At 48.0% G+C, this 22,250-nt stretch carries 24 protein-coding genes; 4 read left to right on the top strand and 20 right to left on the bottom strand.

Annotated features, from left to right (window positions below; translation table 11 throughout):
* Nucleotides 1-328 precede the first annotated feature (328 nt).
* Nucleotides 329-2,311: a bifunctional tRNA (5-methylaminomethyl-2-thiouridine)(34)-methyltransferase MnmC2/FAD-dependent 5-carboxymethylaminomethyl-2-thiouridine(34) oxidoreductase MnmC1 gene (mnmC, locus tag AMJAP_RS03200; RefSeq protein ID WP_019622933.1), complete on the top strand. Its 1,983-nt coding sequence runs from the start codon at nucleotides 329-331 to the stop codon at nucleotides 2,309-2,311.
* Between the two features lie 35 nt (nucleotides 2,312-2,346).
* Entirely contained in the window at nucleotides 2,347-3,018 is a 672-nt protein-coding gene (locus tag AMJAP_RS03195) for a CBS domain-containing protein (RefSeq protein ID WP_019622934.1), read from the top strand.
* Between the two features lie 29 nt (nucleotides 3,019-3,047).
* Here AMJAP_RS03195 and AMJAP_RS03190 read toward each other — a convergent pair whose 3' ends face one another.
* From AMJAP_RS03190 to ccmA, 14 genes are all read right to left on the bottom strand, one after another.
* Nucleotides 3,048-3,707, bottom strand: a complete 660-nt coding sequence (locus tag AMJAP_RS03190; RefSeq protein WP_019622935.1) for a DUF4126 domain-containing protein — start codon at nucleotides 3,705-3,707, stop codon at nucleotides 3,048-3,050.
* 53 nt (nucleotides 3,708-3,760) lie between these two features.
* Nucleotides 3,761-3,973, bottom strand: a complete 213-nt coding sequence (locus tag AMJAP_RS03185; protein WP_026340239.1) for a YheU family protein — start codon at nucleotides 3,971-3,973, stop codon at nucleotides 3,761-3,763.
* A 2-nt stretch (nucleotides 3,974-3,975) separates the two neighbouring features.
* Entirely contained in the window at nucleotides 3,976-4,551 is a 576-nt protein-coding gene (locus tag AMJAP_RS03180) for a transglycosylase SLT domain-containing protein (protein WP_019622937.1), read from the bottom strand.
* A 13-nt stretch (nucleotides 4,552-4,564) separates the two neighbouring features.
* Entirely contained in the window at nucleotides 4,565-6,595 is a 2,031-nt protein-coding gene (gene ligA / locus AMJAP_RS03175; RefSeq protein ID WP_019622938.1) for an NAD-dependent DNA ligase LigA, read from the bottom strand.
* An 18-nt stretch (nucleotides 6,596-6,613) separates the two neighbouring features.
* Entirely contained in the window at nucleotides 6,614-8,329 is a 1,716-nt protein-coding gene (gene zipA, locus AMJAP_RS03170) for a cell division protein ZipA (RefSeq protein ID WP_019622939.1), read from the bottom strand.
* A 69-nt stretch (nucleotides 8,330-8,398) separates the two neighbouring features.
* Complete coding sequence (gene ccmI, locus AMJAP_RS03165; protein ID WP_019622940.1) at nucleotides 8,399-9,655, bottom strand: c-type cytochrome biogenesis protein CcmI; 1,257 nt, start codon at nucleotides 9,653-9,655, stop codon at nucleotides 8,399-8,401.
* On the bottom strand, nucleotides 9,652-10,125 hold the full coding sequence (locus tag AMJAP_RS03160; RefSeq protein WP_019622941.1) for a cytochrome c-type biogenesis protein: 474 nt from the start codon (nucleotides 10,123-10,125) through the stop codon (nucleotides 9,652-9,654). The genes ccmI and AMJAP_RS03160 overlap by 4 nt, the downstream gene beginning before the upstream one ends.
* Entirely contained in the window at nucleotides 10,125-10,655 is a 531-nt protein-coding gene (locus AMJAP_RS03155) for a DsbE family thiol:disulfide interchange protein (protein WP_019622942.1), read from the bottom strand. The genes AMJAP_RS03160 and AMJAP_RS03155 overlap by 1 nt, the downstream gene beginning before the upstream one ends.
* Before the next feature lie 38 nt (nucleotides 10,656-10,693).
* Complete coding sequence (locus tag AMJAP_RS03150) at nucleotides 10,694-12,655, bottom strand: heme lyase CcmF/NrfE family subunit (RefSeq protein ID WP_019622943.1); 1,962 nt, start codon at nucleotides 12,653-12,655, stop codon at nucleotides 10,694-10,696.
* A gap of 2 nt (nucleotides 12,656-12,657) precedes the next feature.
* Nucleotides 12,658-13,119, bottom strand: a complete 462-nt coding sequence (ccmE, locus tag AMJAP_RS03145; protein WP_019622944.1) for a cytochrome c maturation protein CcmE — start codon at nucleotides 13,117-13,119, stop codon at nucleotides 12,658-12,660.
* Entirely contained in the window at nucleotides 13,116-13,295 is a 180-nt protein-coding gene (gene ccmD, locus AMJAP_RS03140) for a heme exporter protein CcmD (protein ID WP_019622945.1), read from the bottom strand. Before ccmD ends, ccmE begins: the two co-directional genes overlap by 4 nt.
* 10 nt (nucleotides 13,296-13,305) lie before the next feature.
* Nucleotides 13,306-14,058, bottom strand: a complete 753-nt coding sequence (locus AMJAP_RS03135) for a heme ABC transporter permease (RefSeq protein WP_019622946.1) — start codon at nucleotides 14,056-14,058, stop codon at nucleotides 13,306-13,308.
* Nucleotides 14,059-14,078: 20 nt separating this feature from the next.
* The gene (gene ccmB, locus AMJAP_RS03130; protein ID WP_051088438.1) at nucleotides 14,079-14,768 is read right to left on the bottom strand and encodes a heme exporter protein CcmB; all 690 of its coding nucleotides are present in this window, start codon (nucleotides 14,766-14,768) and stop codon (nucleotides 14,079-14,081) included.
* Between the two features lie 35 nt (nucleotides 14,769-14,803).
* Complete coding sequence (gene ccmA / locus AMJAP_RS03125) at nucleotides 14,804-15,442, bottom strand: cytochrome c biogenesis heme-transporting ATPase CcmA (protein ID WP_026340241.1); 639 nt, start codon at nucleotides 15,440-15,442, stop codon at nucleotides 14,804-14,806.
* Nucleotides 15,443-15,597: 155 nt separating this feature from the next.
* Here ccmA and fliK point away from each other — a divergent pair, with 155 nt between their 5' ends.
* Together fliK and AMJAP_RS03115 are read left to right on the top strand one after the other, a co-directional pair.
* Nucleotides 15,598-17,136, top strand: coding sequence for a flagellar hook-length control protein FliK (fliK, locus tag AMJAP_RS03120; protein ID WP_019622949.1), 1,539 nt, complete (start codon nucleotides 15,598-15,600; stop codon nucleotides 17,134-17,136).
* A 16-nt stretch (nucleotides 17,137-17,152) separates the two neighbouring features.
* The gene (locus AMJAP_RS03115; RefSeq protein WP_019622950.1) at nucleotides 17,153-17,431 is read left to right on the top strand and encodes an EscU/YscU/HrcU family type III secretion system export apparatus switch protein; all 279 of its coding nucleotides are present in this window, start codon (nucleotides 17,153-17,155) and stop codon (nucleotides 17,429-17,431) included.
* A 1-nt stretch (nucleotide 17,432) separates the two neighbouring features.
* On the opposite strand, the gene AMJAP_RS03110 is transcribed toward AMJAP_RS03115, so the two are convergent.
* The 6 genes from AMJAP_RS03110 to AMJAP_RS03085 are packed head-to-tail and all read right to left on the bottom strand — an operon-like array spanning nucleotide 17,433 to nucleotide 22,235.
* A complete protein-coding gene (locus AMJAP_RS03110) occupies nucleotides 17,433-17,825 on the bottom strand; it encodes a DUF2802 domain-containing protein (RefSeq protein WP_019622951.1) in 393 nt (130 codons plus the stop codon).
* Nucleotides 17,826-17,837: 12 nt separating this feature from the next.
* Complete coding sequence (locus AMJAP_RS03105; protein ID WP_201356403.1) at nucleotides 17,838-18,701, bottom strand: chemotaxis protein CheW; 864 nt, start codon at nucleotides 18,699-18,701, stop codon at nucleotides 17,838-17,840.
* The gene (locus AMJAP_RS03100; protein ID WP_019622953.1) at nucleotides 18,698-19,474 is read right to left on the bottom strand and encodes a ParA family protein; all 777 of its coding nucleotides are present in this window, start codon (nucleotides 19,472-19,474) and stop codon (nucleotides 18,698-18,700) included. The genes AMJAP_RS03105 and AMJAP_RS03100 overlap by 4 nt, the downstream gene beginning before the upstream one ends.
* Nucleotides 19,474-20,454, bottom strand: a complete 981-nt coding sequence (locus AMJAP_RS03095; RefSeq protein WP_019622954.1) for a flagellar motor protein MotB — start codon at nucleotides 20,452-20,454, stop codon at nucleotides 19,474-19,476. The genes AMJAP_RS03100 and AMJAP_RS03095 overlap by 1 nt, the downstream gene beginning before the upstream one ends.
* Before the next feature lie 3 nt (nucleotides 20,455-20,457).
* Nucleotides 20,458-21,207, bottom strand: coding sequence for a flagellar motor protein (locus AMJAP_RS03090; RefSeq protein ID WP_019622955.1), 750 nt, complete (start codon nucleotides 21,205-21,207; stop codon nucleotides 20,458-20,460).
* A complete protein-coding gene (locus tag AMJAP_RS03085) occupies nucleotides 21,204-22,235 on the bottom strand; it encodes a protein-glutamate methylesterase/protein-glutamine glutaminase (RefSeq protein WP_328702000.1) in 1,032 nt (343 codons plus the stop codon). Before AMJAP_RS03085 ends, AMJAP_RS03090 begins: the two co-directional genes overlap by 4 nt.
* Nucleotides 22,236-22,250 lie beyond the last annotated feature (15 nt).

Here is a 22,250-nt window from a genome sequence, read left to right as displayed (position 1 = left end):
AATCAAAAAAACTTAACTCAATTCCATTAATCACGAAAACACCATCTACTTACCTAGGACCTTCCACATTTAAGCGCTCCTTCGGGTTTTCACCTGCTGCTGATTTGTTTACTACCACTACCGATAATTTGACGTTAGCATTTCGCTATCGATCAAGTAAAAGCTGATGCTACGGTTCTTCTCAGAAAGAAGGTTCACTCGTACCCAGTCTTCCACATCGCGAATTCTTCCAGAACCTTATAATATCAGCACTAAATTTTGACATTATATATAATTGACGCATCAAAGTACGACATTACCTGATATCAAACTACGAAAATTGAAGCCGATGAACAGACATAACTCTGCGACGCTCGAGTGGGACTCAGAAAGCCCCAAATCAGTCCATTTCAATGACTTCTACTTTTCCACTGACGACGGTCTAGCCGAAACCGACTATGTATTTCTTAAGAGTAACAAACTGAGAGAAAGGTTCTCTTCACTAAAGCACAATACATTCACTCTCGCTGAAACCGGCTTTGGTACCGGGCTCAACTTTCTAACCACCTGGTTGCTTTGGAAAAGCTCTTCAACCAATTCAAGTTCACTTCACTTCATTAGCGCTGAAAAATACCCATTATCTAAAAATGACCTGACACGGGCGTTATCCGCCTGGCCGCAACTTAAACATGAAGCAGGCCAACTTCTAACTCAATACCCTGAACTCAACTCTGGTTTTCATCAGTTAAGGTTTGATGGTGGACGCGTTGTGTTGACGCTAATGTTTGGTGATGTGGTAGATTGTTATCGTCAGTTAAACGTTAAAGTCGATGCGTGGTTTTTAGACGGTTTTTCACCCGCTAAGAACCCTGGCATGTGGACTCCAGAACTATTCCAGTTGATGGCTTACCACAGCAAATCTAACACCACTTTTGCTACCTTTAGCTGCGCCAGGGTGGTCAGAGATGGGCTTACACAGGCAGGATTTATTATTAATAAGAAACCCGGCTTCGGCCTCAAACGAGAGATGCTTTCCGGTACTTTTTCAGGCACTCCAATGCAGACAAACAACAAAGAAAAGACACCCTCATGGTTTTCACTTCCCCCAAAACATACAAGTGATAAAACGGCGCTGATTATCGGCGCCGGTGTAGCCGGTTGCTCTACCGCGCGTTCATTAGCCCAAAGAGGCTGGAAGGTTACGCTTGTTGATCGGCACTCCGCAATCGCAACGGAAGGATCAGGGAATAGGCAAGGGGCGCTTTACGCCAAACTGCCCGTCGAGCCTATCCCCGCGAGTCGCTTTCATCTGTCGGGATTTCTTTATAGCAGCAATTTCCTTAAACAAAATTTAGCGGACCGCCCTGATATTTGGTCTCCTTGCGGCCTGTTGCAGTTAGCGTCCAGTGAAAAAGAGCGGTTAAAACACCGAAAGCTTGCTGATTCTGGTAATTACCCCGATTCTATCGTTCGCTTTGTCGAGCAAGATAAAGCCTCTGAACTTGCTGGCATCACGGTAAACAATAGCGGCCTGTTCTTTCCTGAAGCAGGCTGGGCAACTCCGCCACTGTTGTGTAAATGGCTAACAGAACACCCTAACATCACCATAAAAACCTCGACTCACATTGCTAAGCTAGAGCACAAAGAAAACAACTGGACGGCCTTCACAAAAGAGAACCAAACGCTCTCAGCAAGCATTGTGGTCGTCGCTTCAGCAGCCGACAGCACCTTACTTGAGCAACTTAAACAACTACCGGTACAGAAAATACGTGGTCAGGTTTCCCTAACTCAGTCGAACATTCAAGCCCCCCCATTAAACACTGTACTCTGTAGCCAAGGGTATATTTCCCCATCAAAAGAGGGCCGCTTTTGTTTTGGTGCGACATTCGACCTTAAAGACGAAGCCACAGATATCCGCGAGTCAGGTCATCAGCACAATCTCACCAAAATTGCAGAAATGGCACCGGAGTTAGCAAATACACTACAGCAATACCATACTGATAATAGCTTAACAGGGCGTGTAGGCTTTCGTTGCGCTTCACCAGATAAGTTACCGATGATAGGCGCAGTGCCCGTGTATGAAGCTTTTGTCGAGGACTATGCACAACTGCGCCATGACGCTAAAAAGGCTATCGATACACCGCCAAAACACTATCCAGGACTGTACGCAAACCTGGCCCATGGATCAAAAGGGCTGATTAGTGGTCCAATAAGTGGTGAGATTATTGCAGCCATGCTCGAAAATGAGCCGTTACCCATTGAAAAGGAACTGATTGATATACTAAATCCGGCACGATTCATCATCAAGAATCTGATCCGGCGGACGATATAATAACGATAGTTCTTTGAAAAAAGTGAAAGTTAATTATGGCATTGGTTATTTACGATCAGGGATATCGTATACAAACACCGGTTAAATCTATGTTCACCCCGCGTGGGGTGGAGCAGATGACAGCGGCCGCCAATACCGCACCCGCCGGCGGCGACAAAGACCATGAAAAAGATCATATTGACCAGATGCTGCTTCAGGAAGCGGGATCACAGAGCAAAGGAAACGCTCGAAAAGCTGCATCAGCATATAGTGAAACAAGCGGTAGCAGCACTCCAGAAGAACACCCTCGCTCTTATATTCCGGCCTCTCTGATCATGTCACACCCGGTACAGGCCGTATTGCAAGGTAGTAAGATTCAGTCCGCCTTATACAAAATGAAGCAATTTGATATAAGCCATCTAATCGTGCTCTCTGGCACCGGCAGACTCATGGGTGTTGTAACAGAAAAATTACTACTGCAATACTTAAGCACTCAGGGCGCTCAGCTACATACTGTGGAAGACACTATAGAAGAGTGCTACACAACAAAGATCATTACCGCCACACCGGATACCAATATTCGTCAGCTAGCCGTCAGTTGTGTTGAACATCAACTCACCTGCATTCCAATTGCCCAGGATAATGGCAACCTTACCGGAATTATCACACGCACTGATTTACTTCAGTCATTGATCAACAACGAGTGGCTTGATAGCCGCGCACCATAAATCAGTAGATACTGCAGGGTTGAGAGCGGCTACGGTTTCCGATGCGGTAGCGCGCCCCCCTCATCTATTTGTACAGTTTCAGATTTATGTCCAAAAAGTCCTGCCAGAAAAGCAAATACTTTTTTTACACCACGCCAGATTTTTGGCAACAACCAAACCACTAAAGCAATAAACAGTACCAGCCCAACCAAAAAGGCGATGGGGTAGTTGAACGCAGCCCATAACCCCCCGAAGACTGCCAGATCTTCTGTTATAGAAGCGGTCCAGTTAGTGACAGGCTCTGGTGAAGTGTTAATCATCACTCGGCCACCTGCTTTAAGCGCATGACTGGTTGCCGACAGCGACCCGCCCACCAGTGCCGCTGCGAGTACTACCGCACCGTTCATATCACCAACCGCACCAGCCGCCAAAGCAGCACCCGCAGGTATCCTGATAAAGGTATGCAGCGTATCCCATCCGGTATCCACACCCGGAACTTTGTCAGCAAAGAATTCAACACAATACATGAAGCCTGCTGCCATCAGCACCATGGGGTCAGCCAGAATCTCTAACTCAGCGGGAAGTTGAAGGTTACCCATATTAGCCATGACACCGAGCATCAGAATAGTAGCGTATAAATTAATGCCGCTGGCCCAGCCAACACCCATAGTCAACGCAATTAACGCGGTAATCTGTTCTAACTGATCCATAAAGCCACCCTCAGCACTGAGTTAAAGCGCACATAACACGAACACCCAAGCGCTTATAAACTATCACGTGCTACTATATTGCACCGCCCTGTACTCTGGCTGAACAAAATCACAGCAACACCCTGCTTTAGTTTAGACCGAACCTGCTCAACGCGCGTCTCAAGCCCCACCTCAACATCACCATAATCGGTGCCATCACGGGTAACAAACTCCTCAATCATTGACGTCAGGGTTTCTGAACTGACTTGCTCCCAAGGAATTATCACGGTTAAAAAGGCAAGCGAAAGAAGCTGCCTGCACGCTCTCTGATCCGTGGGCAGTATTTGAGGTCAGACCGATATTGTTGAGCACGTTGATCAACCTTTACCGACTCACGGACTAAGCGTAAATCCGAATCATTCTCCATTCTATGTAGCCCGCCATGACCGATTCGCGATGCAATATAAAGCTGACCAGCCTGGTCCATTGTCAAATTATTTCGCTGAGCTGCCATCTGCGCATGCCAACCGAGGAAATCCAGCGCTGTTTCAATGTCAGAGTACTGACCATTCCAGTTCTCCGTGGCCAGGCGATACTCTTCCCAGTCAGATGAATCGGGACTAATGTATTCACTGGCCTCAGTGCCGATGGGCATATTAAGTTCTGCCAATGCTATATGCAGCGGTAACCCCCAGCGACTCTCGGTTGTTACCACAGCATCTAGCCAGTCATTATGTTGATAAAGCCCGCGACAGAAAGGATTGTCCGGGGTGATAAAGCGTTCAGGAACGACCTGAGTAATCTGAGTGCATCCCTGCAGGAACAAGGCACTTAATAAACAAAGTTGTACCAGTCTGTATCTCACTCAGTCACTCCATTTAATTATTGTAGCTCGCTAACAAAACCAACATCTGCTGCTCATCTATCACCGGGATACTTAACTCTTCTGCCTTTTGTAGCTTAGAGCCGGCCCCCGGCCCTGCCACCACGCAATCAGTGTTCTTGGACACACTTCCTGCAACTTTAGCACCTAACGCCTGCAACTGCTTTTTAGCCTCAGCGCGGGGCATCTGTTCCAGCGTACCGGTTAATACCCATGTTTGTCCTGTCAGGGGCAGAGTATGATGATCCACCTCAACATCCTGCCAATGTACACCAGCATTTCGTAGCGCATCTATCACTTCAAGGTTATGCACCTGATGGAAAAAACTCACGATATACTGCGCCACAATTGGCCCAACATCAGGGGCTTCCTGAAGCTGTTCTTCACTGGCTGCAACTATCGCTTCAACAGATCCAAAATGAACCGATAGCGTTCTGGCGGTTGCCTCACCCACTTCACGAATACCCAATGAATAGATAAAATTTGCCAGCTCGGTTGCTTTACTTTTCTCGATACTTTGCAACAGCTTTGTCGCAGACTTATCCCCCATCCGCTCCATGCTCGCAAGTTGCAGATGGTGCAGTTGGTAAAGGTCAGCAGGGCTGTGTACCAGTTCTTTTTCTACCAGGCTATCGATTAGTTTTTCACCCAGACCATCAATATCCATCGCCTTACGCGAAACATAGTGTTTTAACGCTTCTTTACGCTGAGCGGCACAACTTAAGCCACCAGAGCAACGCGCTACCGCTTCGGTTTCAATGCGAACAACTTCCGAGTCGCACACAGGACAACGATCGAGCATATGGACGGGCTCTGGCGATCCGATGCGACGATCAAGTACAACCGATACCACTTGGGGAATAACATCCCCAGCTCTGCGTACAATCACCGTATCACCTGCACGTACGTCCAGACGCTCTACTTCATCCATATTATGCAGCGTTGCATTACTGACTGTCACACCGCCGACAAAGACTGGTTTTAAGCGGGCTACCGGCGTGATCGCGCCGGTTCTTCCCACCTGAAACTCGATAGCATTAACCGTGGTGATCTCTTCCTGAGCGGGAAACTTATGAGCGATCGCCCAACGAGGCGCCCTTGAGACGAAACCCAGCTGCTGTTGTAGCGCCAATGCATTCACTTTAAAGACTATCCCATCAATCTCATAAGATAGCTGGCTACGCTTCACTGAAAGCCTTTCAAAGTAATCCATACAGCCTTGAACACCCTCAACCACTGCCATTTCAGCATTGATCTTTAATCCCCATGTCGCCAGCTTTTCCAGAATAGCCGCATGGGTATCAGGTAGCTCTCCTCCACTAACCACACCAACCGAATAACAACACATCTCCAGTGGGCGCTGAGCTGTAATTTTGGGGTCCAGCTGTCGCAGACTACCGGCGGCGGCATTACGAGGATTTACGAAAGGCTTTTCTCCGCGTTTCAACGCAAGCTCATTAAGCCGGGCAAAGCCTTTGCTGGGCATGTAAATCTCACCACGGACTTCAAGGCGCTCGGGATACCCATTCCCCATCAGTTTTAGCGGAATAGAAGGAATGGTACGTACATTCAGCGTAATATCCTCACCCGTACTACCGTCTCCCCGGGTCGCCCCTCGTACCAAAAACCCGTTCTCATAGAGCAGACTGACCGCAATACCGTCTAACTTTAGCTCACAGGCAAATTGTAGTGTTATATCATCGGCCATTTTCAACCGATCCCGTACTCGCTTTTCAAACCCCTGCATGTCCTCTTCAGAGAATGCGTTATCAAGTGATAACATCGGCATTTCGTGGCTAACCTGATTAAAGGCAGCCAGTGGCTCAGCACCCACTCTTTGAGTAGGCGAATCAGCGGTAATTAATTCAGGATTCTCTCGTTCCAACTGCGTCAACTGTTGAAACAGCCGATCATACTCCGCATCCGGAAGCTGTGGATTATCGAGAACATAATATTGATAATTATGATGACGCAATTGATCGCGCAGCTGTTCTAACAGCTGCGTAACGGGACTATCAAGATTCATGGGCGTGGTCTGGGGATATCAGGCGGTTGTAGTTTTTTTCAGCTTACGCATCTCATAACGACGAATACGCTCACGGTAGTGTTCTTTGGTTTGATCTCTCATGGTGGAACGATTTTCATCTAACAACACACCATGTAGATTTTTAGCGACCGCATCTGCAGTAGCCAACATGCATTCGTAGGCATTCATAACATCACGAGGTTCTTCCATCGACATAAAGAACGTGACCCCCCGTGTTTCTATGTTATCCATCGTATCAATTTCAAAATAGCCAGGTTCAAGCGCGTTAGTCATACTAAACTGAATCGCGCCTTTATCGATTCCATCTTCATAACGATGAAATATTTTCATATCACCGTAACGCATACCGCAGGCTAAAACGATCTGTAATAAGTTGCTACCCGCGAAGCTATCGCCACCATCAGGAGAAACGACAGAGATCACCAGCACTTTATCTGCTTCAGGTATTTTCTGCAGAGGCTGTCCCTTCATGCCGATCATAGAAGCGTTTTGTTGTAGCTTATCAGCATCCGACCCCACTTCGGCCAAAACATCAGCCTCTGGCTCTGCCACTTCATCAACAAACAAACCTTCGTCAGGCACAACCTGGTCAGCTTCCATTGCAGAGAAAACCAGTTCATCTGCTTTGGATTCTGGCTCAGGATCATCCATAAGCGTAAACATACTTGCTTGCTGTTCTGGCAGTTCCATTGCCGTCTGTTCAGGCTGGTTATCCTCATCCTTTACCGGACGAACTAACTCACTGACCGGACGGGTAAGATCGAAATCATGATCTTCTTCCACTACAGAGCCTTCAGATGGTGTCTCTATGCGAAATCCATCAGGTAACGATGCAATCAGGTCATCTTCATCTGCCGAATAGAGAGCGGGCTTTTTTCTGTACTCAGGTTCAAACAGGTCAGCTCTATCGTTAGAAGGCGCACCTTCCGTAAACAGATCAACTACGCCAACCTCTTCAGCCGCCTCTTCTGTCAACATTTGCGGTTGTTCTCCGACCTCAGCGAAAAGATCTTCATTCTCAAGTTCTTCAATATCAGCAACTGGCTCTGGCTCTGGCTCTGGCTCTGGCTCTGGCTCTGGCTCTGGCTCTGGCTCTGGCTCTGGCTCTGGCTCTGGCTCTGGCTCTGGCTCTGGCTCTGGCTCTGGCTGAACAAGTATAGGCTCATCGACGACTGGAATGTCCTCTTCTTCAAATAACTCTGGCTCAGGCTTTACTGCTGGAATCACCCGCACCGCAGAGACTCCTTCACTCAGTTCATTAAACGAAGGTCCATCAGAGTGAGGGGGAAAGCTATCGGCGGAGGCAAACAGAGGATCCTGTTCTTCCGGAGCATCAGACTGATATCCCCTTTGAGGAGTTTCGTTTAAGGGGCTTTTTAGTGGCTTTGGTTCAGGCGATACTGGTCGAACGGGTGAAAGGTCCAGTTCATCGTTTCCAAAAACTGGCTCCTGGCGTTTTGTAGATATAGTCGGTTCAGTAATAACAGGAGGAGCAGTAACGCCCCCTTCTTGCCCGATAACCCGCGCACCACCACCGGGTAATTCCGGATTAAAGGAGTCATCAGGCACCTCAGGGATATCAGACAAAGATCTGTCAATTTTCATTTTCAGATTATTGCCGCCGCCACGCATGCGCCGCCAGCCATCCAACACAATCAGGAGAACAACTATCGCGCCACCGATAATCAGCCATTCACGTAGTCCTAATTCCATCGCCTGATGCTACCCTTATTCAAATTTATATGCGTGGTTCGTCATCTCTATTATGCCGAACGCTAATACTCATTCAACAACTTGATCAATAGATAGTTCTAATATATCAACTTGATCATGAACAGCAACAGGAGAAATCATTCCACTCAAATCTCCAGCCGCAGGCCGAGGCTGTCCTGACGCAGATATGCGTGCAACAACTTCAACCTGATCGGCAGAAGAAAGCAGCGCATCCGGACTCATAGAAAGACTATCGTCCAGAACCAAAGATACGGGCAAATCAGCAACTGTTAAGCGCTTTGCTGCCAGGGGCATACGACCGCCTACCGGTCGTGCAAAGACAAAGACCGTCATATCCGGTTTGACTAAACTCTGAAGCTCAGGCTTTAAACTCACTGTCAGCTCTAGTTTTGCCTCCACAATTTCAGGCAGATCCGGAACAGTCTCACCTGCCGCTATAAGCTTATCCCGGGCAGAGCGTACGCCTGATCTCAAAGAATCAGCCTGTTCACCCGTTGCATTACGCAACCCCTTCTGCCAGAACCCCATGGCATCACGATAATTACCCGATTCATAGGCCTCTATTCCTAACAACCCCAAAGCGGTCACTTCAAAAGGCTCGAGCGTCAGCGTTTTTTCAACTTCCTTACGAATCTGGTCATTCATTGTCCCATTACTGGCAAAAAACAGCGCCTGAGCATACTGACCATTAACCCCTGCGTACTGAGGCGCATCTTTAGGCAGGTATGTCAGCGCATTAGCATAACCCTCGGCAGCAGCCGTATAGTTCTGCATACTCATAAACGTATTCGCTAACAAGTACCAACCTTCAGGATTTTCAGGCTGCTGCGTAAGCTTATCCTGCAACGCAGCGATCGCTTCATCGACTGTAGGCTGCTTACCATTGAAAGGATCAGCCGGTTGATTCAGTGCAACGGACAAATCACTTGAGCGACCATACTGACTGTATAAAGCCAAACCCATTGCGGGTAACAGCATAGCTAATACAAACGCCGTAATAATTGACTGACGCGTAACATTAATCGCAATCGTTGACGAACTTTCAACCGTATCATCAACATCCTGGAGCAGGTTACGTTCCAATTCCAGTTTCAGTGAAGCATAGTTTTCCTGATCCAGAGTTCCTGCTGTTAATTCAGCATCCAACTCAGACAAACGCTCCTGATAGATCGTAATATTCAGCTCCCGACGATTTACATCAGGCAGGCTGTCAGCCTCTAACTGTCGGGCCCGGTATACCGGAAGTAACACAAATGCGACTGCCAAAAGTGAAAGCAGTGCGATTCCTAGCCATAGCGCCGTCATTTATCCTCTTCCTGTTTCAATAGCTGATCAAGTCGCTGTTTTTCTGTATCGCTCAAGCCACTCTTCGGCTTACCCGGCTCTACTTTCTTTCGTTTTCCACTGACAACCAATACCACTACGACACCTATCAGTAATAACGCGGCAGGCCCATACCAAAGCAGATATGTCTGGTTGGATACCCGTGGGCGATAAAGTACAAATTCACCATAGCGAGTCACCATGAAATCAACAATCTGATCATCGTCAGCACCATCTTCTAACATCCGATGAAGTTCTACACGTAGGTCTTTTGCAATAGGGGAGTTGGAATCGGCAATGTTTTGATTCTGACATTTAGGACAGCGTAATTCTGCCGCTAAAGACTGGAACCGTTCCCGGGTAGCATCATCACTAAATTCATAAGTATCGATGGCCGCAGCAGCTAAACCACTAAAGCAAAATAACGCAACTAAGCAAAAAAATCGCAGCATCAGTTCCCCTCCAACTGCTTCATTCTCTCACGCAACTGGCTCCAGACCCTTTGATCAACTGCCCCTACGTGCTTATAGCGAATAACACCCTGAGCATCCAGAATAAACGTTTCTGGAGCGCCATATACGCCAAGATTCAAACCAAGCTTACCTTCTGGATCAAAGATATTCAGAGCATAAGGGTTCAGGTATTTATCCAGCCAAACCTGCGCCTTAGCCCGATCATCCTTATAGTTAACACCATAAATAGTGACACCTTCATCGCGCGCAATACGATTCAGTTGTGCATGTTCCTGCTTACAGGTTGGACACCATGTAGCCCAGACATTCAGCAGTGCTGGACGCCCTTTCAGATCGGCGGCTGTCAGAATCCGCTGTTCATCAAGCAGCGCTGTCAGACGAAAATCCGGCATCGGCTTATCGATCAACGGCGAGGGAATCGTCGTGCTGTCTTTGCCTATGCCGTTCCAGAGAAACAGGCCTAAACCCACAAACAGAACTAAAGGTAAAATAGCTATTAATCGGCGCATCAGTATTCCTATCGAAAAATGCCTATCGAAAAATCAAATCAGGCAGCCGCACGGGCGGCATCACGCTGGGCTTGTTTACGGTATCGAGGGTCAGTCGCGGCCAAGAGGCCTCCTGCTGTCATCAGCAAACCACCAAGCCAGAGCCAGCGAACAAAAGGCTTATGCTGAACACGAACAGCCCAGGCACCATTCCCCAGCGGTTCACCCAGAGCGACATACAGATCCCGGAAAAGTCCTGGATCGATATCCGCTTCCGTCATGACATTACCCCGTGCCGGATAAAAGCGTTTTTCCGGATTCAGTTCGCCATAAACCTCACCCTTATACAGGACCCGTATCACGCCCATATCTGAACTATAGTTGGGCCCCTGAACTTTCTTAGCTCCGATAAACTCAAACTGATACTCATTAAAGCTAAGCACCTCACCCGGCGCCATTCTCAAATCACGCTCTTCGTTGTAAGTTGTCACCATCACCACACCAACCACAGCAACTGCCAGTCCGGTATGGGCCAGAATCATGCCAAAATAGCTACGTGACATACCGGCTACAGCTGCTTTCAGATTGCTACGACCAGAGATCTTCTTCCAAAAATCTCGCACGCTACTGAAGACAACCCAAAAGACCAGGGTCATAACACCCGCAACAACTAAATTAAACTCACCAGCATAAAGGTACTGAGACAATAACCCTGCTATCACACTAGCTACAGCAGGTAACCAAAGCTGCTTCAATAGAAAAGAAACAGACGTATCTCGCCACCGGGACGCAACACCTATGCCCAACACTCCGGACACGAGTAACATCAGCGGAACAAAGAGTGAATTGAAGTACGGAGGGCCCACTGAGATTTTACCCCAGCCCATCGCATCGACAATCAATGGGTAGATTGTCCCCAACAGAACCATCATCGCCGACACCACTAACAAAATATTATTGACTAACAGCAATGATTCGCGAGACAGCAGCGCAAAGCTTGATTCACTCTTCACATTACCGGCTTTTACCGCGTACAGAATAAGAGAGCCGCCAATCGTAATGACCAGTAAGGCCAAAATAAAATAACCGCGATCAGGGTCAGAGGCAAAAGCATGTACTGAGGTTAAAACCCCAGAACGTACCAGAAATGTACCTAACAAACTCAGAGAGAAAGCAAAAATGGCTAATAGCACAGTCCAGCTTTTAAAGACCCCGCGCTTCTCGGTAACCGCTAAAGAGTGAACCAGTGCAGTACCAACCAGCCAGGGCATAAAGGATGCATTTTCCACCGGATCCCAGAACCACCAGCCGCCCCAGCCAAGCTCGTAGTATGCCCACCAGCTTCCCAGAGCAATACCCAGTGTCAGAAAAGCCCAGGCAACCGATGTCCAGGGGCGTGACCAGCGTGCCCATGCCGAATCTAATCGTCCCGTTAATAAGGCAGCGATAGCAAAGGCAAACGCAACCGAAAAACCTACATAGCCCATATACAGCATCGGCGGATGAATAATCAGGCCGATATCCTGCAGTAGTGGATTAAGATCTCCGCCTTCAACGGGGAACTGTGGCAAATGACGGTCAAATGGACTGGATGTCATCAAGGTGAAGAGTATAAAGCCCACACCGGTGATCCCCATCACCCCAAGCACCCTGGAGATAATTTCCAGTGGCAGGTTTTTACTCTTTACGGCAACGGCGACTGTCCAGCCGCTCAGGATCACAACCCAGAGTAATAGAGAGCCTTCATGCCCCCCCCAGATTGCACTGATCTTATAATACCAGGGTAATAAAGTATTAGAGTTCGTCGCAACATAAGCGACGGAAAAATCATCAACAACGAAGGAATAACCCAAACAAAGAATACTAATGATAAGAAAGAAAAACATACCCATAGCTAAGGGCCGGGCGTAATTCATCAATAACGCATTACCTACAGAAGCACCCACCATCGGTACTACTGCAAGTAAAGCAGACATGCAAAGCGCCAGAATCAGCGCATATTGTCCCAGTTCAGGAATCATAATTACTCAGCTCCCTGTGCACGGATTTGATCAGGCATTTTGCCGGCTTTTTCCAGTGCCTCAGCAACCTCTGGCGGCATATAATTCTCATCATGCTTAGCCAGTACTTCCACCGCCTCAAATACACCTTCACTATTCATAGCTCCCTGAGCCACGATTCCCTGCCCCTCACGGAACAGATCAGGCAAGATACCCGTAAAAGTCACTGTCACCGCATTAGCGTAGTCAGTCATATCGAATGTAACCTTAAGGCTTTGAGTATCACGTATCACACTGCCTTCAACGACCATACCTCCCGCCCTTATGCGAGTTCCCTCTGGCGCTTTATTCTCAACGATATCCGTTGGCGAATAAAAGAGGTTAATATTCTGATTCAGCGCGTACATCACCAGTCCTACAGCTATCGCCGCACCAAACACAATAAATAACACGATAATCAGGCGCTGCTTACGTTTCGGGTTCATGACTTCGGATTCTCCCTGCGCAGCCTGCGGGCCTGCTCGATAAAGATCTGACGCTTTTGCATCAAAGGATTTACTATATTAGAAACAATCACAACCAACGCAATTGCATAGCTCAACCAGACATAGAGGCCATGGCCACCCATGTCGATAAATTCGGCAAATGATTCAAAACTCAAGGTAATTCCCTCAACCGGTAATCAGGTCACGTACCCAGCTGCTACGACGCTCGCGCTGGATAATTTCATTACGTAAGCGCAGCATCATCGCCACGGCAAAAAAACAGTAGAAGCCGATCACCATAACCAACAATGGTACCCACATCTCTGAAGGCATTGCTGGACGCTCAGTCAGTGTAAACGTCGCGGGCTGATGCAATGTATTCCACCAGTCCACAGAATATTTGATGATAGGAATATTCACCAAACCTACCAAAGCCAATACCGCTGTCGACTGAGCAGCAGTCTGGGCATTTTCAATAGCAGAATTAAGGGCAATTATCCCAAGATAAAGGAAGAACAAAATCAACATTGAGGTCAAGCGAGCATCCCATACCCACCAGGAGCCCCAGGTCGGCTTCCCCCAGATAGCACCCGTCGCCAGAGATAAAATAGCTATCGTAGCGCCAATAGGTGCACAGGACTTAGCGACCATATCAGCGACTTTCATTTTCCAGATCAGGCCAATCGCGCCGGCGACAGCCATCAACATGTAACAAGATTGCGCCAGAATAGAAGCAGGAACATGAATATAGATTATCCGGAAGCTATTCCCCTGCTGATAATCAGCCGGAGCAAAGACCAAGGCCCAGACAGCACCTGCCACCAACATCACTACAGCAGCTATAGCAAAAATCGGTAGTAATTTTCCTGTAATGTCATAACACCAGCGAGGAGAAGCAAGTTGATAGAACCAACGAGGCATCCACTTTTTATCAGCCATTTTTCAACCTTAAAGGGTTATTACCCACTTACACTAATTCTTAATGCGGCACCAATTGCCAACGGAGCCATCACCAACCCAAGCGAGAGCATCGCACCCAATATGGCAAAATACCCACCTAACGGAAGCCCTGTTACTGCTCCCTGAACTGCAGCACTGCCAAATATCAGCACAGGAATATAGAGAGGTAGTACCAATAGCGAAATCAACACCCCCCCTTTACGCAAGCCAACGGTTAATGCTGCACCTATTGCACCCACCAGACTCAGCGTAGGAGTACCCAGTAATAAACTAATCACCAGACCACTCATCCCATCTGCGGGTAGAAACAACATGACACCCAGCAAAGGCGCCAACAACGTTAACGGCAACCCGGTTAGCATCCAGTGCGCAAGCACTTTAGCCAATACCACCATATATAGTGGCTGAGGGCTAAGCAGCATTTGCTCCAGAGTGCCGTCCTCAAAATCAGAACGAAACAAGCTATCCATCGATAACAAGGTCGCCAACAGTGCAGCGACCCAAACCACACCGGGTGCAACATCAGCTAAAAACCCAGGATCTGGACTCACTCCCAGAGGAAATAGTGTTGCCACCATCAGAAAGAAGATCAGTGGGTTAACCAGGTCACTTTTGCGACGATAAGAAAGCAACAGGTCTCTTTTCAACGCGCCCAAGAAAGGGCCATCGACCTTATATTCACTGACCATCTCATTATCTGCCGATTGATTAGGCACAGTATCCTTCATAAAGTTCCCGACAATTGATCAAGATTAAGTCGTCGAATTTTATCACTCATTGCCAGCTCATGATGCGTTGTCAGAATAACAGTGCCTCCCTGATCAGCATGGGCGGCAATTAGCATCTCTTTTTCTGCAACACCACGCTTATCGATCGCGGTAAAGGGCTCATCTAATATCCACAAAGGCGCGTGACTTAGATACAAACGCGCCAGGCTTACCCTCCGGTTCTGTCCTGCCGACAGTGTATGGCAAGGACTATCTTCATAGCCACTCAAGCCTACTTTTCCCAGCGCAAAATCAAGCTTTGTGATATCAATTCCTGGGTGCATCGAGGCATACCATTGCAAGTTTTCCCGTGGCGTCAAAACTGCCTTTACACCGGGTTGATGACCAAAATAAAGCAATGATTCCCGATAATCCTGAGCACAGTCATACAACGACTGCCCCTGCCAGTAGATATCACCCTCAAAATGACGGGACAGTCCGCTCAGGATGCGCAGTAGCGTTGTCTTACCGCTACCATTTTGCCCTTCAACCTGAAGCACTTCGCCCGCATTAACTTCAAAGTTGAGTGACTCGAACAGTACTCGGTCATCCCGTTCACAGAACAAATTTTCAATTTTAAGTCTTGGTGTGGGCAACGGAGCAACCTCAAAAAAAACGAAACTGGCAGAAACACCTTTATAATTAGCAATATCCGCCGAAAGCAAGGCATTATATACAAAATAAAGTGCCGAAGGGCATAACTGAGTCAAAAGAACTATAAGCTATACCGGAGGTCGCTAAGAAAACGATTATGCTAAATCCTTTAAGCGTCCAGAGCTTACAAACCAACACCGGCAAATCACTATCGGCGGCAGAGCTTGTTCGCGCACTCCCCCTTAACAACCCGACACAAATAACGGTACGACAAAGCAGTGCCGATACTACCCGACCCAATCAATTCACTCTTCAGGTTCAATTAGGCAGCCAGCTTTATCAACTCAAAAGTAATCAGTCACTACCGCCAGGAAGCGCAGCAACACTCACTCGAACTGCCGCAGGTCAGATACTACTAAGCACAATTGCAACAGCGCCTTCGTCACAGCTACAAACACTTACTCAACCAGCCACTACACAGACTAAACCGATTCAGTCCAGTAGCGCCGGAACTCAGCCTGGCGCCAATCAACGGCTAGCCGCTGAACAATCACCAATTGTACAAATAAAGGGCAGCACTGAACAAAAACAAGGACAGCCACAAACAACTGATCAACCTCGCCTTCCGCCAGCAACAGCAAATCTCCCATCCCGCTTATCTGCGGAGTTAAACAAGCTCCTTCCACTTAACCGTCCTGTACTGGCAACGATTAACGTTACAGCTCAGGCAGGCAACCAAGGCGGCGCAAACAGTATCATAGCCACGATCAATGGTCGCACCCTTCCCCTGACGCTCAATCAACAACTTCCGTTTGACGGCAAGGTACTGTTAGTCAGAACAAATAATGAACAGGTTCTCGTCCAATCGATCACATCACCCACCCAGAACCAGAGCCTGGATCGCCACATAAGCGAGGCCCTGCGCTATGTACTCCCAGCTCAACAACCTGTCGCAGATGCCTTAGTCAAACTACAACAGCTCAATACTAATATCGGCGCTGATAAAAGCCCGATAAACAGCATCCTCAGCTCTCTGATAAACCTGTTTGGTGTTAAAACAGCACCCGGAGAGACGCAGACAGGAATTCAGCAAAACCTATTAAATGGCGGACTGTTTACTGAACGTAACCTGGCAAGCCCCCATAACCAGATTCCAAGCGGAGAGATGAAAAAGCAACTCAGCCAGTTACTCCAACAAGCAGATAAACTCCCTGAACAACCCAGGCAACAGCTCCATGAATTGGTAAAAGGCTTACTTAGCCGGGTAACAAGCAATCAACTGGAAAGCATTCAAAATACTCGTGTCAGCAGTGATGGAGGCCTCGAACGCTTTTTTGCGCTGGACCTGCCGGTACGTAATGGTGAGCAGCTGGATAACGTCGAGTTAAAAATTTCCGAACACCGAAACCAGCTGTCCGAGAGTGAGTGGCAGCAATTATGGCGTGTTCGGCTACACTTCGATTTGCAAGAACAGGGCAGCGTTGATGCAGAGCTTATCTTAGAAGAAGAGCACCAAATAACGGCTCATTTCTGGTGTAGCAGCAGTCAAACAGCTGGAGAATTAAGTGAAAAACTACCTGATTTCAACCGCCAATTGCATCGTCAGGGATACAGCATTACCGGCATCCACTGCAGCGAAGGTGTTGCACCAAAAGCGCTTAATCGGGTTGAACAGTTAATTGATGTAACAACCTAAGAAAAAGACAACGACAATGAATCGAAAAACTGAAGAATACAAACGAGCGGTCGCCCTGAACTACGATCATCAAGGGGCTCCAAAGGTGACGGCACAGGGCCAGGGACTTATTGCTGAACAGATCATCCGGCTAGCTCAGGAAAACGACATACACATCCATGAAAGCCCAGAGCTGGTCGAGGTATTGCTGCGACTCGAATTAGGCGATGAGATACCGGAAAGCCTCTATCGGGCCATTGCTGAAATCATCGCCTTTACCTATAAGTTAAAGAACCCTTCAGAGAATGAAACCTGAGTCAGCTCTTACTTCCCGGTGCCGCTACCTCTTTATGTAACAACGCCATCAATTCCGCTTCAGGCCGTCCAATACCGCAGTTTTTAACCAAGTCATCAACATCAGCCCCCATCTCCATCAGGCGAGCCGCTTGGTTATACGCCAATACACCGGGATCCCGATTGACTAACTCCTGCTGCTTCTCAGTAGTGATGTTCAGCTGTTTTTCCACATCCATCAGCCGATGCCCCATACCGATGGAGCTACTGGTCAATGCCTGAATTTCATTTCGCAGCACATTAATCAACGCCTCATACTGGCGCTGATGCTGCTGTAGTTTGCGTCTAGCATTAATCGAATAACCAATTGCAACACATGCAAGTAAAGCGACAACAGCCAGTCCTAACCAAATCATTTTTTCTCCTCGCTACGAACGATTTGCCGTGTTAAATCCCTGCAACAGGGCTGGCACATTCACTACAGCACACTGGTGCTCCATACAGGTACCCAACAACCAGGGTCTGCTCTGGGAGTTATTATTCCAGTTTATCTGATGCGCTTCGATCTCTTTAGACCCTAACATAGAATCAATCGTCAGAGCCCATCCGGCACCTTTCAGTTTAACTAACTCAGCATAGTCGGCTCTATCAGGCTCATACCGCTCAGGAATAATCCACATTCCGGTATCAACAACCTGAACAATTTCTCCCGACTCAGAATAAGTACCCAGAATCCAGTCACTTTGAGTACTTAGCCCCAGATTCATAGCATTTAGATCGTGCGCCCCCTGCAGATACTTAATTGGCAATGCCAACTTCACACCGTACATTTTCACTAACAAGCACTTTAAAGACTCAGCTGCTATTTCTGGCTCTGGCTCTGGCTCTGGCTCTGGCTCTGGCTCTGGCTCTGGCTCTGGCTCTGGCTCTGGCTCTGGCTCTGGCTCTGGCTCTGGCTCTGGCTCTGGCTCTGGCTCTGGCTCTGGCTCTGGCTCTGGCTCTGGCTCTGGCTCTGGCTCTGGCTCTGGCTCTGGCTCTGGCTGAATAGTTTGAGTTTGGTTTATCTCTGCGTCCAGCGATATTTCCATATCCGCCAGATCCAATTCTTCGATTTCGGGGCCTGTTTTAGGCAACTCCGCCGCAACCAAAGGCATCTCTACGACATCAACTACTGTGGATGCTGACAAATCCAAAGCAGACTCGATGCTGTAGGGGTTTTGCTCCTCTTTCAGAAGCGAATCTAAATAATCTTTCACCAGCTGCTGCTGCCGATTCAACGTTTCTTCGCTCATGACCGGCTCCGCTCTGCCAAACCACGTAACACTCTGATATAAGCCTGAACGCCCGGCATACTCAGGTCTAGCTGAGACGGCGTTATCCCTTTGGCACTGGCAGTAATAAATTTACTATCCACCGGCACTACTGCAGCGGCAATATTCTCAGCAAAGCGTTGATGCAACTCTCTCAAACAGCTTACCGAAGCGCCGATACTACGATCATAAAAAGTAGGTATAAGCGTATAGGTTAACTGACGCTTTCTCGCACGATTAATCATTTTAATAGTACGTAGCATCCGCTCAAGACCTTTTAAAGCCAGAAATTCAGTCTGGACAGGCACTAACAAATGCCCGCAAGCCGCCAGAGCATTGATCATCAAAACACCTAGCACGGGCGGGCTATCAATAACGACATAATCATAACGGTCTTTTACTAAGCGTAACGCTTTCGCAATCTGCAGCCCCATACCCTCCTGACCGATGGCTTTACGCTCAAGTGTCGCTAACGCTGTCGTCGCGGGAATCAGATCTATACCGCTATTTGAGGTTGGCATGAGCAGAGGCTCCAATAGCCTCATGTCAACATCACAACCCGGTTGAAACAGGTCATATACACTGTTTTCTAATTCATCCGGATCATATTTAAAGTAACTTGTCATAGAACCGTGGGGATCAAGATCAACAAGCAGCACCCGTTGTCCCGCATCAGCCAGCAAACCTGCTAACGCAACTGCGGTTGTGGTTTTTCCCACTCCGCCTTTCTGATTGGCAACCGCCCATACCTGCATTACTGCGGTGACTCCTGTGTCGGCGGAGCAAAACTCTCCGGGGACGTTAATGTTTCAATATCTATGGGTTGTGTTTGATCTTTACGACGAAAACTAATCCGCCCCTGTTCATCTACAACCTTTTCTATTGCCGACTCTGGCAATCCGCTTTCGGTAAGGATACCACTAACCGCATCCTCACTAACCTGCTCACTACCAAAAGCAGAAACGACTCTCTGAGTTTTGCGATCACGGGTAATAACAATCACAATCCGACGATTAACCTTACGGCCATCTTCGGTCCCATTATCAGCTAAAGGCTGATACTCACCAAATCCGACAGCGGCCATGCGCTGGGGCTTAACTTTATTTAACTCAAGAATCCTGACCACACCTGCAGCTCTTGCAGCCGATAATTCCCAGTTAGACGGGTACTCATCTGAAGAGATAAACTGGTTATCGGTATAACCTTCAACATGGATAGGATTATCATACTGGTTAACAATTTTAGCCACTCGCTCAAATACCGGATCACTGGTAATTGCAGGCAGCGCCCCTCCTTCGGGGTATACCAGGTTAGCCCCTAATTCCAACGCCACCCATAAATTATTACTTTGTACTGCGACATGCCCGCTGCTAATCAGCTTTTTGAACTGCACTTCCATCTGGTCGCCAATCGCCTTCAACACCGCGCTATTTTCTGGCTTAGGCTGAATAATCTTTACAGTCGGTACCCGGCTATTTTCTTCTCCGCCCCGGAACACACCAATACCGGCAGGATCTGTCTCAGACTGTCCCTCTATCGCTCTTTCAGCATCGCCTTCAGGACCTGCAAACACACCTGACAATGAGTCAGCTACCTGCTTATACTTTTCTTCGTTAACTGACGATATAGCGTACATCACGACAAAAAAAGCAAACATCAGGGTAATAAAATCTGCGTACGAGATTACCCACCGCTGGGCATGGAGATTTTGCTCCTCAATTCTCCGCCTGGGCACCGCTTAATGCCCCTGTTCCAGATAGCCCTGAAGCCGTAATTGAATGATTCGAGGATTCTGCCCTTCAGCAATAGAAAGCAACCCTTCCAACATCATCTCCTGATAATAGAATCGCTGTAACACCATTGAACGAATCTTATTTGCCAACGGTAGAAACAGGAGGTTTGCTATAGCAACACCATAGATAGTGGCAACAAATGCAGTCGCAATACCGGCCCCCAGACTTGCTGGATCGGCCAGATTAGACATCACATGAACCAACCCTAAGACCGCACCAATAATACCCATTGTAGGGGCGTATCCACCCATACTTTCAAGCACTTTGGCAGCCTGAATATCACGATATTCACGGCTCACCAGTTCGGTTTCAAGTGTAGATCGGATAACATCAGAAGCCCGGCCATCGACCAACATTTGCAGCCCGTTACGAACAAAGCTGTCCTGCTGATCGTCTATTTCATCTTCCAAGGCCAGCAGCCCTTTTCTTCGGGCAATTACGCACCAGCTGACAATGCTATTTATCCCGTCACGGTAGTTCTGATCAGCCCGCCCAAAAACCATGCCGGACAATTTTATAGCCCGGGACAATTCCGACTGAGATGACTGAATAAAGACTGCAGCGAGCGTCCCTCCCAGCACGATCAGTAAAGCCGGAATATCCAGCAGGTCTTCAACTGCACCTCCTGCCAGATGATTCCCTCCCACTATTGCAATTACTGCCAGCACTACGCCACTCAGGCTGATCAGATTCATCGTTGTCCCCAGTGAGTTAAAGTCTGTCTGATATTATCAATATTTAGCACGGCATCTGCGAGCTCTGCTGTAATAACCGCTTTAGGCATACCAAAGATAGTACTACTGTCTTTGTCCTGAGCCCACACTCGGGCACCCGCTTTTTTCAACATTCTTGCACCATCGCAGCCATCGGCTCCCATCCCGGTCAGAACAATTGCTAATACCCGTGAACCATACCCTTTAGCAACCGATGCAAACGTCAGATCAACACTGGGCTTATAAGTCATCCGTTCATCACTTTCACGAATAATTAGTTTCGCAGCGTTTAGTGGATCAATAATCATTTGTTGCCCGCCCGGAGCCAGATATGCGCACCCCGGTAACAGTTGATCCCCATCCTCTGCCTCTTTAACTTTTATAGCACACAGATCATTCAGCCTGCGGGCAAATACAGTAGTAAACGCTTTAGGCATATGCTGAGTTAGCAGAACAGGCACTGGAAAGTCGCCCGGTAGTCCCGTGAGAATAGTCTGCAAAGCAGCAGGGCCTCCGGTAGAAGAGCCTATAGTCACAATTTTACAATCAGGAAACTTTGGAAGCGTATCAACAGAAACGGGAATTTCAACCTCAGGCACTGCATCTATCTTGCTGTTTGAGACATGTTCAGGCTCTGATTTCATTGGTGTTAACGGGCGAGAAACCGTTTGTTTTCGCCCCCCCAACGCTATAATTTTGTCAACCAGCGCCATACCAGTCGTTGCGGAATCTGCCACCCATGCCCTGGCATCCTTTTCCATATAATCGACCGCGCCCAATGCCAGAGCTTCGAGCGTAACCGCAGCACTGCGTCGCGTCAGCGAGGACAACATCACCACCTGACAAGGATTTTCAGCCATGATTAGTTTCAACGCCGTTATGCCATCCATTTCCGGCATTTCCACATCCATCGTAACGACATCAGGCTTCAGCTGCTTTACTTTCGCGACAGCCTCTTTCCCATTCTTCGCTGTATCAACAACTTGAATACCTGAATGCGCAGCCAGCATCTGACTGATTCGGTT

The sequence above is a fragment of the Amphritea japonica ATCC BAA-1530 genome (assembly GCF_016592435.1).
GTDB classification, from domain to species: domain Bacteria; phylum Pseudomonadota; class Gammaproteobacteria; order Pseudomonadales; family Balneatricaceae; genus Amphritea; species Amphritea japonica.
Note: the sequence above shows the minus strand (reverse complement) of the source record. Positions and strands in the feature narration are given on the sequence as shown.